Below are 12,169 nucleotides of genomic sequence, written 5' to 3' on the forward strand. Positions count from 1 at the left end.
CTTAGTGCTCGGCCTTGTACATGGGGTGCTCGCGGAACACGGGCATCCGCTTGGAGATGAACCGGAAGACGACCACGCCGAGAGTGACGATGAAGATCGAGATGGCGATCTCCATCCAGCTCGGGAAGTACCGCTCCGCAGAGGGCAGCTGGTAGTTGAAGGCGATGATCGAGACGTTGAACCGGTTGAACACGATGCCCAGAACTGTCCAGGCGGCGGTCCACTTGATGAGCTTGGCGTTCTTGTCGCGAGCGCCCACTGCGTACAGGAAACACGGCAGGGCCACGAAGCCGAGCATCTCCACGAGGAACAGCGCGCCGTAGCCCGTGGACAGATAGTGCCAGGCGTCGCCGTAGGCCACGCCGATGAGCTTGATCATGAAGTAGCCGAAGAGCACGAAGGAGCAGCCGCGGGCAAAGCCGAAGACCACGGTGTCATGATGCTTCAGATACTCCTCATCCATGGCGTGGTGCATGAACTTGTGCGAGAGCGTGCCCTCGAAGATGACCATGGACAGGCCGGCCGCGATGCTGGATACGAAGAAGAACACCGGCAGGTACGGCGAGTACCACAAGGGGTGCACCTTGGACGGCACGATGGTGAACAGCGCGCCCAGGGAGGACTGGTGCAGCGTGGAGAGCACCACGCCCATGATGGTCAGCGCCAGGGTTATCTTGACCAGGAAGTTGCGGATCTTGGTCTTCTTCAACCACTCGAACGGCACGGGCAGGAACTCCAGGAACAGGACCGTGAGGTACAGGAACACGCACAGGCCCACTTCGAAGAGCAGCGACGTGGTACCCTGCTGCACAAAGATGGGGTACGGCAGGCGCCAGGGCCGGCCAACGTCGTAGTGCAGGGCGAAGACCACCAGGGCGTAGCCCAGGAAGGCTGTCAGGATGGCCGGCCGCACTGCCGCGTGGTAGCGCTTCAGGCCGAAGATGTAGCACGCGGCCGAGGTGGTGTAGCCGCCGGCGGCCAGCGCGACGCCGCAGAGCAGGTCGAAGCCGATCCAGATGCCCCACGGGTTGTTGTCGTCAAGGTTGGTGACAGCGCCGAGCCCGCCGGTGAAGCGCAGGACCGTGATCCCCAACCCCACCAGAATGATGACGCCGGCGACGATGTTGAACGTATTGAATACCGACTTGGAGCCGGCGGTGTGTGCTTCGGTGGACATCAGGCGCCCTCCTCATCGGTTTTGCCGTCTTCAGCCTGAGACTGGGCCTCTTCTTCCTTGGCCTTGAGCGCCTCGTCCACGGCCTTCTTGACCTCGTTGTCTATGCGGCGCTGGGTGGACGCTTCGGCCTTGGCCAGCGCGTCCGCCATTTCCTGCTGCGCCTTCTCCTGCGTCTCGGACACAGCGCTGTTCACCGCCGCCTTCTGCTCCTCGGCGGCGATCTTCTCCTTGCGCTTGTTCACGGCCCAGATGCCGCCCAGGACCACGGGCCACAGGCCCACGACCATGGGCACGGCGGCCAGGGCGCCGGTGGTGAGGTGCGGGGCCGAGGTGGTGCCCAGGTCCTCACGCATGCCGATCTTCTTGAACGGAACGCCGGAAAGGTAGAGCCAGCTCGTGCCGCCCATTTCCTTCTCGCCGTAGACGTGGTCGAGGTAGCGGCCCGGATAGTTACGGATGCGCGCCCGGGCGACCTTGAGGATCTCGTCGCGCGTGCCGAAGGTCAGCGCCTCCTTGGGGCACGCCTCCACACAGCCGGGCAGCTTTCCTTCCAGCTGGCGCTCGTGGCACATGTGGCACTTGCGCACGCGGGGCGTCAGGACCTCGTTGTACTCGTAGGTGGGCACCTCGAAGGGACAGGCCACCATGCAGTAGCGGCAGCCCACGCACACCGAGGCGTCGTAGGTCACTGCGCCGGTGGGTTGCTTCTTAAACGCCTTCACGAAGCAGGCCGAGGCGCAGGCGGGCTCCAGGCAGTGGTTGCACTGGAACTTGCGGAACACGGGCGCCTGCTGGCCCACGTCGTACTTGTTGACCACTGTGAAGTTCTCCGCGTGGGTGCGGCGCTTCTGGTCCAGAACACTCAGGTCGTCGAACGGCTTCTCAGGCATGGGAAGGTCGTTGACCTTCTGGCACCCGGCTTCGCATTTCCGGCAACCGATGCAGCGGGTTGCGTCGAAAAGCACGGCGTGGCTCCCGGGATAGCCTGAAAACTCCTTGCTCGCGGCTTTCGCCTTGCCGGACGCGGCGAGGCTCACTCCGGCAGCGCCCACCAATCCGAGGAATCGTCTGCGTTGCATCTATCTCATCTCCTTCGGCTATCCGTTTAGTCTTTCTTCTCGTGACACGCCGTGCAGTTGGTGCTCACCGGCTTCTCCAGCTGCATCTGCTTGTGGCAGTCCATGCACTGGGCGTGGAACGCAGCCTTCAGACCTGGGCGGCCGGGCTGCTGCTCCATGAACGGCTTGCCGTGGCAGCTCTCGCAACGGGGCGGCTTCATGGAGGCGGGGCTGTTGTGGTGGCAGCCCTGGCACATGGTCAGCTCGGTGGTGTGGAACGCAGCCGCGAGCTTGTCGTTGTCCATGTCCTCCATCAGCTTCTTCACGATCTTGCGGTGCGGCATCTCGCTGGGCTTGTACTCGTCGGACAGCACGCCGATGGTCACGGTCTCCGGGACGTCATTGATATCGATGTTCCTGGGCGTGTCCGGACGGCGCTCGATAATGCGCTTGGCAAGGGCCTCGCGGGCGTCCTTGTCCTCGGGCAGCGGCGTGGTCACGCTCTCGGAGGCATTCATCATGCTGGACATGTCGTCCTGGTTCATCTGCATCATGCCCATGCCCTCACCGGCGGACTGCAGCGGCTCGTGGCAGGTGGCGCAGGAGTCCGAAGCAGGCTGGGCCTTCTTCTCCATGGCCGCGTGGCAGCCGGCGCACTCGGGCTTCTTCTGCTCCTGCTGGTGGCAGCCGACGCAGCTGCGCATGCTGTCGGCCTGGTGCATGGACTGGGCAAGGGAGACGAACTCGCCGTCCGCATCGCCCCGCGGCGTGTGGCACATATCGCAGGACTGCACGCTCTTGTGGTGGCAGGCGGCGCAGGAGTCGGTGTTCTGCTCGTGGAACTTGTGGTTGAAGGCCACGGGCATGGCATGCTCTTCAACCTTTTCCTTCTCCTGCATGGTGGCGTCCTCGGCCACGGGCGGGGTCATCAGCACGGCGTCGGGCTGCTGCCTGGGCAGGCGGGGGAGCACGCCGCCGAGCTTCTGGAGCATCTCTTCCTTGGACTGCTTGAGCTCCTCCTGGGCCTTCTCGCTGTGGCAGCCGGCGCACTCGACAGGACCGTAGTTCTCGGCCTTGTTCTCGGCCAGGGTCTGGTGGCAGACCACGCACTGCTCGTGGAAGGCGAGGCGCTCGGGAGTCTTCACCGGCTCCTTGGGAGCCTCGGTGTGGCAGTAGCTGCAGCTCTCTTCCTCGAACTTCTTGTAGACCAGCTTCTGGGTCTGCTCGTCCCACTGGTGGTGGCAGCTGCCGCAGTTGGTCTCTTCGCCGGCGTCCTTGGAGATCTGCTTGGAGCCCCAGTGGATGTAGTGAAGCGCGTTGTCCATCTCGACGTCTTCGCGCTCCGCCGTGTACTCGGGCTTGTCGACGTGGCAGCTGCGGCATTCGCCGGACTGCGGGCCGTACTTCTCGGCGCCGTCGGCCTTGTCCTTGGCGTGACAGGAAATACAGCCGTCGTGGTAGATCTTCTTGAGCTCGTCCGCGCTGCCGTCCTCTTCCCGCATGAACTTGAGGGACATGACCTTCTTGCCCTCTTCATTCGTGGTGGTCTTGTGGCAGGTGGAACAATCCTTATCCTGCTCCTTCAGGGCAGCAGTGTGCTTGTCATGCATGAACTGGGAGGCAGGCATCTCCAGTTCTCGCTGCTGGGCGATCGTATCGATCATGATCAGGTCGGCCCTGGCTGTGGAGTTCTCCGCGGCAACCAGTGGCTTGCTCATGACGTCCACGCCGAGCCCAAGCACGGCTGCCAGGGCGATCAGGAAGCCTGATAACCCTGCGACTACTTTCCTGTGTGCCATGATGAATGCTCCCTCTTTACTCATATGTGTTGAAATCCCTGCTGCGATAACTTTCATGCGAAGCAAATTTCCTTCGCGATCCAATGCCTTGCCAGGGTCTGGAACCACCCGCCGGAACCACCAAGACATTGGCATGACAACTATTATATAGACGTTGAGGTCTGCGGCTCCGAGCAATTCTCCCCTAAAAGAGTTGGTTGAATTACCCCCTCATTACGTTCGTATTAATACCCACTCGACGGGTAGATTATATTTCCTGCCTGTGTCAAGGGTTTTTGCCGCCTTTCCTAAAAACTTTTTCATGCGTCACACTCATTCATGTAACTACCTGCACACATTGAATTTTCATCCGCATTTCAAGACAAATTTTTCATACTGAATTCATCCGAATTATCGTCGCATCCGCCCTTTTGAGCCCCTTCTCGACGCTCTTTTTCCCACCACCACACTCGCAGGCCTGACGACATGGCCTTGTCGGCCCCTGCGTGCTACAACCGATCCGGCGTTATCCAACCCGCTGCCGGCGCGCCGCCGCATATGCCGCGCCCTTCGGAGACACCATGCGTACACGCTTTGCCGCCACCATCGTGCTTGCCGCCCTGCTCGTCCTCTGCCTTGTGCTGCCGGCGCGAGATTCAGGCCGCGCACCGCTCCTCGGCGCTGTGGAGAACGCCACGGCCGCACATCTGGACGCCTCGCTGACCAACACCCTGGTGGCATACGGCGTTGCCCGCGCCCTGAACGCCGGCATATCGGTGGTGCAGGAGAGCGAGCTGGACATATCCCCGGCCGGCCTGGGCGTGACCCTGGCCGCCGGCCAGGTGCTGGACCCGCTCAACGACATTATCGAGCGCTTCTCCTGGCTGCTGCTCGTGTGCGCCGCCTCCCTGGGGGTGCAGCGCGTTTTGTTGACCATGGGATTGCAGGTGGGCTCCGGCGTGCTGCTGCCCATCGCGCTGGCCCTGACCCTCGCTGCGACCTGGGCCCCGCGCGTGGGGCGGATATCCCTGAGCCGCATAGCCACCACCGCAGTGGCCGCGAGCCTCATCGTGATGTTCGCCGTGCCCCTGGCCACGTTGGCCAACCGCTGGACATACAACGCCTTTCTCGCGCAGACCTATGAATCGTCCATGGATGTGGTGCGCGCCTCCGAGGAGGAGATCGCGCCGAAGGTGCTGACGCCGTCGGAAGCGCAGCCACAGGCTGTCCCACAAAACGGACCACCCGCCGCTACTGCGGGAAACAGCACGACCAATGGAGTCGAGTCGGAAACAGACGCCCTAATAATGGATACGCCCGGCCCCATGCCCGCGCGGCCTCGGGTGCAGGGTCAGGCACAGGCCGAAGACGGCCGTTCCTTGCTGGAATCATTGCGAGATGCGTTTTCCGGAGCGGACGAGGCCATGGATCTGCGCGGCCGCATCGACGCCTTGCGCGCCATGCTCGACAATGCCATGGACAGCATCATCAACCTCATCGTGGTCTTTGTGCTGAACTCGGTGCTCTTCCCGCTGCTGTTCCTCTGGGCCCTGGTGGCGATGACGAAACGGCTGGGGCGGATTGTGACGACGGGGATGCATGTTGAAGAACGCGAATAATTATAATAGGCAATACCAATAGCTAACAACAAAAAGACACGTCATGAAATATTACATCCTCCTCGCCCTCTTTCTTATGCTCACCGTTCCAGCGCACGCCGACGACTTATTCAACGGTATGGATTGCAACGGGACTACCCCCATTCCGGAAGAGTATGAAATGGCGTACTTCAAATTGGTTCCGAAAACTGAAACATACTACCTACCCGGTGAGACCATCACGCTTGGCAACGCCACATCGCCATATGTCAATTACGTCTATCGCGACAAAAAATTCAAGAACAAGGACATACCGCTCTTTGGAAATGAAAACATCACGAACACACTTCGCTACTTACAAAATACATACGGCCAGCCACATTATGCCAAAGATCATGCGTATTGCTGGCCCACAGAGGATTACGCCATCTGCCTGAAGCGTTTTGAATTCCATCTGGCAAAAATTGGTGTTTTCTGTAGGGATCAGATATTCAAGCACAAGGAATCACCTGGGAAAAATAGTGAAAGATCACATCAATAATGATGTATGCCGCATCATTTTGATATATACTCTCCATGAACGCTTCTTTTTTCCGCAACCCTACGCTATTCGCGCCTCGACCCGTGTTGTGGAGCTACATTGCCCTAGAAATATTCAAGGCAATCTATGCGCTGACACCGCCAATTTCTGAATATCCCATTCCTCTTGTGGCGTGCATTGCTGTTGTTTTTTATTCTGTCCCTGTATACTTCATCCTTATCAAACATATTACATTCATCCGAATCATCTACACCTCTTTGATACTGCTCTTGAGTGCAGTGAACGCAGTCGCATCCATGACAGCAATATTCGTCAGTGAGGTGTGGGGCTTCGCTCTGTTTTCCGCGGTAATCAACACGTACTTTCTCATCGGCGGCATTAATCTGCTATTCGCCCGCAAGTGGCACCCGGGCCGGCTGGGCGTCAGCTCCTAATCGCCCCGATGCGTCCCCATCCTCCCCAGCCTCCCCAAACACGGTCCCAATCTTACCCCTTCCATCCCTACGTCGGTCCTGCTACAAGTCGCACCTTGGCCAGGCCGACACCGGACCTTCCGATGACATTCCGCTCCGCTTTGCATACGCTGTTGTCTTTTTTCTCATGAATCCAGCAAGATATGCATGCGGCATCCGCATCCGGCATGCTCTGGAGCAAGCTCGTTGAGCTAGCCACAACCGGAACGATGTGCGGAAGACGCGGGCAGCAGATGGTGATGGCGGCGTCCGGGCTCGGAAGCATGCCGAAATCCTGTGGACGAATACCGCCCCCACCGGATATACCGCGCAATGCGGCCGCTCTCGAACGGAACGTGGGCGTCTGCGACTCGGAGGACCAGGGGCGCGAATTGTCGGGAGGCACGGCGATCCGGAAAAGCTCGCCGTGGTGCCCGCCAACACCACCGCGCCGCGCACCTTGGCCCAGTACGACGGCGATGCGTTCGCCATGAATGTGGCCACGCTGCTGGCCGGTGCAAACGCCGCACACCATGGCCGGGGAGTGTGGCTGCGCGGAGTCCGGCCCGTGCGAGTCGATTCGTTGCGGCTCGACATGGCCGACGGCAAGGGCGGCGTGTTCCAGCGAACCGTAACCGCCCGGACCCACACGCCGTCACAGGATTGCCCCCGCATCGCCATGCGGTTCGGGCATGATGCACAACGCGAGGCCCGTTCAACACGCGTTTATGAGGATTGATTACAATGCCTTGTCCTTTGGATGATCTGCTGCGCTACGAGGCGAACGAGCTGTCCGACGACGAACGGCAGAAGCTCGAAGCGCATATCGCGGAGTGCAAGTACTGCCGCGAAACTTTGAACACGCTGCGCACTGTTTCAGATTCTGGCTACGGCGAGCTGCCGCCGCCCTCGCTCCGACGCCGCCGGCTCCGCACGACCACGACTTTCACTAAGCGGCTCATCAAGCGCATTATCCGCATCTGGCGCCCCCTGGACGGTGTGGATTCCTGATACCGCAGCCGCAATGCCCAACCGAACGAGCGAGAATACACCGCCGTCTCGAAAAACCACGCAAACAAGCGCCTTCGGCTGTCGTATCGGCTCGATGGCGCTTTTTCTTTGGGAATTGGAAAAGGGAGTGGCGCGAATGCGCCCTACTCGCTGGCGTTGATTGGCGGAGCGGATTTGTAGAAGCAGTACGGATCGCGTGTGGTAAAGGGGTCGAGCCCCAGTCCGGCCACCACGGCCATGCACCCGCCGCACACGGGCCGGATGTTGCACCCGGCGCATGCCGCGCTGCCCCGGCGATACGCTGCAGCCTGCCCGCCGTCGTACACCTCGGCCAGGCTCTGGCTCGCCACGCTGCCCACAGGTGAGTGCATCTTGCGGCAGGCATGGACAGCGCCGTCGCTGAGCACGGCCAGGAAGTTGAACGCGGCGCCGCAACCGAACCCGGTACAGCCGCCGGACAGGGAAGCGCCCAGCTCGCTGCGCAATGCGTTGAAATGGTTGTCTTTGAAACTGAGGTGGCCGAGACGGCCGGCTTCCTCCAGATACTCTCGCAGGAATGAGGCGTACCCGGCCGTGTCCGCGCAAGCCAGGGCAGCGCCCTCGCCCACCGGCGCCAGCCGGTTGAAGGTGAAGGTATCCGCCAGGCCGTGCAGTGCCCGCGCCAGAGGAATGACCTGATCCTTGTTACCGCGCGTGAGCGTGAGCATGACCTGGGACGGCACGCCGCGCTCGCCCAGCAGCTCCAGGAATGCAAGGGTCCGGCGGAAGTGGCCCGGCCCGCGGATGGCGTCGTTGTGCTCCTCCAGCCCTTCGAGGCTGACCTGGAAGTACGCCGGCATGGCGATGTCGAGCATGGCGTCCAGCTGTTTTTCGCCGCAAGGATTGGCCAGCAGCGCCACGGCCAGACCGCGCTCCACGGCTGCGGCGTAGAAATCGAGAAAATGCGGATGGAGCAAGGGGTTGCCCCCGGTGAAGGTGGCCTGGCCCAGCACGTGGCGGTCCTCGCAGAAGCCGGCCAGGTCGTCGAGCAGGCGCAGCCCGTCGTCCAGTGAGACGTCGCCGCGCTCAGAGCGGTCGTAGCAGTGCTTGCAGTGCAGGTCGCAGCGCTGGGTGATGTGCCATTGCAGCACAAAGCTTTGGCTGACGAATGCGTCCACCGGGATGGCGGGAACGGACTCCTCGCGATCCGCATGGGGCCGGGGATGGCTGGCCGGATCGCGCACGATCCGCGACGCCGGCGCCAGCAGCAGGCCCTTGTCCACGACGCGCCGCAGCAACGCCTTCACGGCCGCCGCTGGGGCCAGGGCTTCCCTGGCCACCTCCTCCAGGGGGATGTCCTCGGCCACCACCTTGAGGGCGAGCAGATCCTCGCTCGTCGCCTCCTCGCACCGAATCAGGACATTGTGCGCGTCCTCGGCCGGCGAAGCCCAGACCAGGACGAACGCCTCGCCCGGCTGTGGCTCGGCATCCCCGCCGCGGACCATATCGGGCAGCCCGCGCCAGGACACGGGCAAGAGCTGCAACGCCGGGTTCACGGCCATGGCCTCCACAACCGGGAAGCCTGAGTCAGCCCGACGGCGAACCTGCGCGCAGGCCCGCTCCACGGCGGCGAGCTCCGCCACCCAGGCCGGGGCTTCTGGCGCGTGCTCGGCAATCAGTTCAGGCAATGCCTGCCAGTTTCCGGCAGCAGCAAGACGCTCCCAGGCCGCCTGGCCAAGTGCTCGGCGGGTAGCCTGAAACTGCTGCTCGATGTTCGGGGGCATGTCAGTCATGGACGCACAATACAATAGAAACGCGCCGACTGCGAGGCCGGCGCGTTTTCGAACGGATTGCCCACCAGATCAGCAAGTCCGGAAACACCCCATGCGCGCGCCCTTGCGATAGGACGCGGCCGGACGCTTGCCGGACAGCTCGCACAGCCGTCAACCACAGGAGCTCTTGGCCTTCGAGTCGTGCTTCTGCATGCCCGAGGAGTCCATGGTGGCGTTGTCGCCCTTGGTGGATTCGGTCTTGTTGGCATTGCAGCTGCTGCAGCTGCTGGCCGCCTGGGCCAGGGTCAGGCTGGAGCCCGTCAGCAACCCGGCAATGCACAATCCGGCCAGCGCTTTTTTCACATCATTCTTGTCCACGACTGATTCCTCCGAATGTTGTGTGCGTTCCTGGCTGCTCCCCCAGACGCCAATCCCGTCGGCGGTCGTTTCCATGCCGGCATGTCTCCGCCGGCTCATGATTCTCCGCCCGCCTTTGCCACTGCCGCCGGAACGCCCGGTTGGCTCTGCGCCCCACCCTGTAAATGGATCGCATCGGCATAGTGTATAGCGGGCCTTCCAAAAGCACACTGTAGATTTTTCGGGCAAAAGGACTCCCCGCCAAACAGAAACGCGCCGAAGGAGCCTCCCCCGGCGCGTCTCGATCGAAGCGGCGCACACGGCGCCGCGAATACTCTAGCCTCAGCTGCTCGTGGCAGGCTTCTTCTGGCCTGCGGAATCCTGGGGCTGTCCAGTCGAGTTGGTGGCGTTGGTGTCGCCCTGATCAGAGGTGCCGACCGCACCTCCGCTGCTGCCTCAACCGCTGGCTGCGCCGGCTGTCTTTGCCAGAGCCACACCGGAGCCCGCGAGCAGGCCCACGATGCACAGCCCGGCAAGGGTCTTCTTCAAGTCGTTTCTGTCCACGTTGTACTCCTTTTTGCTGCGGTCCTTCGATCATGCATTTTAAAACTCTATCCTTTGATAGCATATGTATTGTATTTATCAATTGCAGGACTGTGACATGGCAACTTTTCGCCGAAGAATACCCAAAAAAAGCGCCTGCCCCGGTTCTCGGGACAGGCGCTTCGGCATTTGTGTATTGCCGCAGAATCAGGAGGCGGCGCGGACAGCGTCGAGCACGGCCTTGTAGTCCGGCTCGTCGGTCATCTCCTTGACGATGGACTCGAAGCAGACCTCGCCCTTGGTGTTGATAACGAACACGGCGCGGGCCAGCAGGCGCAGCTCCTTGATCAGCACGCCGTAGGCATTGCCAAAGGAAGCGTCGCGGTGATCGGAGATCATGGTCACCTCTCTGGCCTTGTATTCCTCGGCCCAGCGCGCCTGGGCAAAGGGCAGGTCCATGGAGATAACCACCAGCTCCACATCGTCGCCCAGATTCTTGGCCTCGTCGTTGAAGCGCTTGGTCTCGATGGAGCAGACAGAGGTATCCAGCGAGGGCACGCTGGCAATGATGAGCTTCTTGCCGGCATAGTCGGCAAGGGTGACCGGAGAGAGATCGGGCTTCAGCGCGGTGAAGTCCGGAGCCTTCTGGTTGAGGCTCACTGCATTGCCTACAAGAGTCAGGGGGTTGCCCTGGAAGGTCACGAGACCTGTACGTTCGGACATGGGAATCCTCCATGGCGCACGCGGCGCCGTTTTAACAATGGTTGGTCAGTAAAAAAGCGGATGCGCCGCCGGGGCGACTCCACAATGCTGGGAACGTACCATGAAAATCCCCGGTGCGCATCGTCTTGTTCGAACTTTTCTGCTCCGTCACGCGCGTTCCGGCGGCGCCATGAACTCCGGGCCCACCGGATCGGTGATGGTCTCGTCCAGAATGCGGTCCACCTCGGCCATGGTCTGCGTGTCGATGCTCCAGCCGAGTATGTCCGGAATGGGGTCCATCTGGTCCGGCCGGCGGCCGCCCCACAGGGCCACGCCGCCCGTCCTGTCCAGAACCCAGCGCACGGCAAATGGCAGGATGTCCTTGCCGCAGCGCTCCCTGGCCAGCGTCTTCAGCTTGTCCACGGCGGCGAGGTACTGGGCGTAGCGCGGCTCCTGGAACTTGGGGTCGGCCTTGCGCAGGTCGTCGCCCTGGAACTCCCGGTCCTTGCGCATCTTGCCGGAGAGCAGGCCGCGGCACAGCGCACCATAGGTAACCAGGACAATGCCCTTGTCCTTGCAGTACGGCAGAATATCCTCGTCGATGGCCCGCTCGAACAGGTTGTACGGCGGCTGGCACGCCTGGAGGGAGCAGGCTGCGCCAAAGGCGTCCATCTGCGACGGCGAGTAGTTGGAGACCGCCACGGCGCGTATCTTGCCCTGCTCCTTGAGCTTGCACATGGTCGCGGCCGTGTCCTCGAACGGCGTCTTGGTGTCCGGCCAGTGGATGAAGTAGACGTCGATGACGTCCACGCCAAGACGGCGTAGCGAGTCCTCCACCTCCTTCTGGATGCGCTCCGGAGTGGAGTTGCGGAAGACCTTGCCCTCCCCGGTCCAATCCAGGGCCACCTTGGTGGAAATGCGTATCTTGTCCTTGTCCGGATACTGCTTGATGGCCTTGCCCACGATCTCCTCGGATCGGCCGAAGCCATAGACCGGCGCGGTATCCAGAGTGGTGACGCCCTTGTCCAGGGCGGCATGAATGGTCTTTATGGACTCCTGCTCGTCACTGCCGCCCCACATCCAGCCGCCGATGGCCCAGGTGCCCAGGGCGATGCGCGAAAGCTCGACATCCGTACCTGGCAAGGTAACGAATTCCATATTGTTTTTCCTCCTTGCGTTTGTTTCGAAAAATAACGCGAAT

13 protein-coding genes are annotated in these 12,169 nt (G+C 61.7%); 5 read left to right on the top strand and 8 right to left on the bottom strand.

Translation table 11 applies throughout. The features are described from left to right. Position 1: 1 nt before the first annotated feature. The 3 genes from hmcC to hmcA are packed head-to-tail and all read right to left on the bottom strand — an operon-like array spanning position 2 to position 4,034. Positions 2-1,177 carry a sulfate respiration complex protein HmcC gene (gene hmcC, locus E8L03_RS05045; RefSeq protein ID WP_171266731.1) on the bottom strand — a complete coding sequence of 392 codons (1,176 nt, stop codon included), beginning with the start codon at positions 1,175-1,177 and terminating at the stop codon, positions 2-4. After that, positions 1,177-2,256, bottom strand: a complete 1,080-nt coding sequence (gene hmcB, locus E8L03_RS05050; RefSeq protein ID WP_171266732.1) for a sulfate respiration complex iron-sulfur protein HmcB — start codon at positions 2,254-2,256, stop codon at positions 1,177-1,179. Before hmcB ends, hmcC begins: the two co-directional genes overlap by 1 nt. Positions 2,257-2,282: 26 nt before the next feature. Then, complete coding sequence (gene hmcA, locus E8L03_RS05055) at positions 2,283-4,034, bottom strand: sulfate respiration complex hexadecaheme cytochrome HmcA (RefSeq protein WP_171266733.1); 1,752 nt, start codon at positions 4,032-4,034, stop codon at positions 2,283-2,285. Positions 4,035-4,594: 560 nt separating this feature from the next. On the opposite strand from hmcA, the gene E8L03_RS05060 reads away from it, so the two are divergent. The 5 genes from E8L03_RS05060 to E8L03_RS05080 all read left to right on the top strand — a co-directional run bounded on the left by E8L03_RS05060 (position 4,595) and on the right by E8L03_RS05080 (position 7,615). Continuing rightward, entirely contained in the window at positions 4,595-5,632 is a 1,038-nt protein-coding gene (locus E8L03_RS05060) for a hypothetical protein (RefSeq protein ID WP_171266734.1), read from the top strand. A gap of 43 nt (positions 5,633-5,675) precedes the next feature. Then, a complete protein-coding gene (locus E8L03_RS05065; protein ID WP_171266735.1) occupies positions 5,676-6,152 on the top strand; it encodes a hypothetical protein in 477 nt (158 codons plus the stop codon). A gap of 35 nt (positions 6,153-6,187) precedes the next feature. Beyond that, on the top strand, positions 6,188-6,586 hold the full coding sequence (locus tag E8L03_RS05070; protein WP_171266736.1) for a hypothetical protein: 399 nt from the start codon (positions 6,188-6,190) through the stop codon (positions 6,584-6,586). A 448-nt stretch (positions 6,587-7,034) separates the two neighbouring features. Further along, entirely contained in the window at positions 7,035-7,343 is a 309-nt protein-coding gene (locus tag E8L03_RS05075) for a hypothetical protein (RefSeq protein ID WP_171266737.1), read from the top strand. A 5-nt stretch (positions 7,344-7,348) separates the two neighbouring features. Next, positions 7,349-7,615 (top strand): anti-sigma factor family protein, encoded by a 267-nt coding sequence (locus E8L03_RS05080; RefSeq protein ID WP_144234785.1) that lies wholly within the window; start codon positions 7,349-7,351, stop codon positions 7,613-7,615. Between the two features lie 143 nt (positions 7,616-7,758). Here the strand turns inward: E8L03_RS05080 and sbtM are convergent, their stop codons facing one another. The 5 genes from sbtM to E8L03_RS05105 all read right to left on the bottom strand — a co-directional run bounded on the left by sbtM (position 7,759) and on the right by E8L03_RS05105 (position 12,126). After that, the gene (gene sbtM, locus E8L03_RS05085) at positions 7,759-9,387 is read right to left on the bottom strand and encodes a thio(seleno)oxazole modification radical SAM maturase SbtM (protein WP_171266738.1); all 1,629 of its coding nucleotides are present in this window, start codon (positions 9,385-9,387) and stop codon (positions 7,759-7,761) included. A gap of 150 nt (positions 9,388-9,537) precedes the next feature. Then, on the bottom strand, positions 9,538-9,744 hold the full coding sequence (sbtA, locus tag E8L03_RS21225) for an SbtA family thio(seleno)oxazole RiPP natural product precursor (protein WP_171266739.1): 207 nt from the start codon (positions 9,742-9,744) through the stop codon (positions 9,538-9,540). 321 nt (positions 9,745-10,065) lie between these two features. Further along, on the bottom strand, positions 10,066-10,287 hold the full coding sequence (sbtA, locus tag E8L03_RS20885; protein ID WP_208738207.1) for an SbtA family thio(seleno)oxazole RiPP natural product precursor: 222 nt from the start codon (positions 10,285-10,287) through the stop codon (positions 10,066-10,068). A gap of 186 nt (positions 10,288-10,473) precedes the next feature. Further along, the gene (gene tpx / locus E8L03_RS05100; RefSeq protein WP_171266740.1) at positions 10,474-10,989 is read right to left on the bottom strand and encodes a thiol peroxidase; all 516 of its coding nucleotides are present in this window, start codon (positions 10,987-10,989) and stop codon (positions 10,474-10,476) included. 147 nt (positions 10,990-11,136) lie between these two features. Continuing rightward, positions 11,137-12,126, bottom strand: coding sequence for an aldo/keto reductase (locus E8L03_RS05105; RefSeq protein ID WP_144234790.1), 990 nt, complete (start codon positions 12,124-12,126; stop codon positions 11,137-11,139). Positions 12,127-12,169 lie beyond the last annotated feature (43 nt).

Origin of the sequence: Oceanidesulfovibrio marinus (assembly GCF_013085545.1) — a bacterium.
Lineage (GTDB): Bacteria > Desulfobacterota > Desulfovibrionia > Desulfovibrionales > Desulfovibrionaceae > Oceanidesulfovibrio > Oceanidesulfovibrio marinus.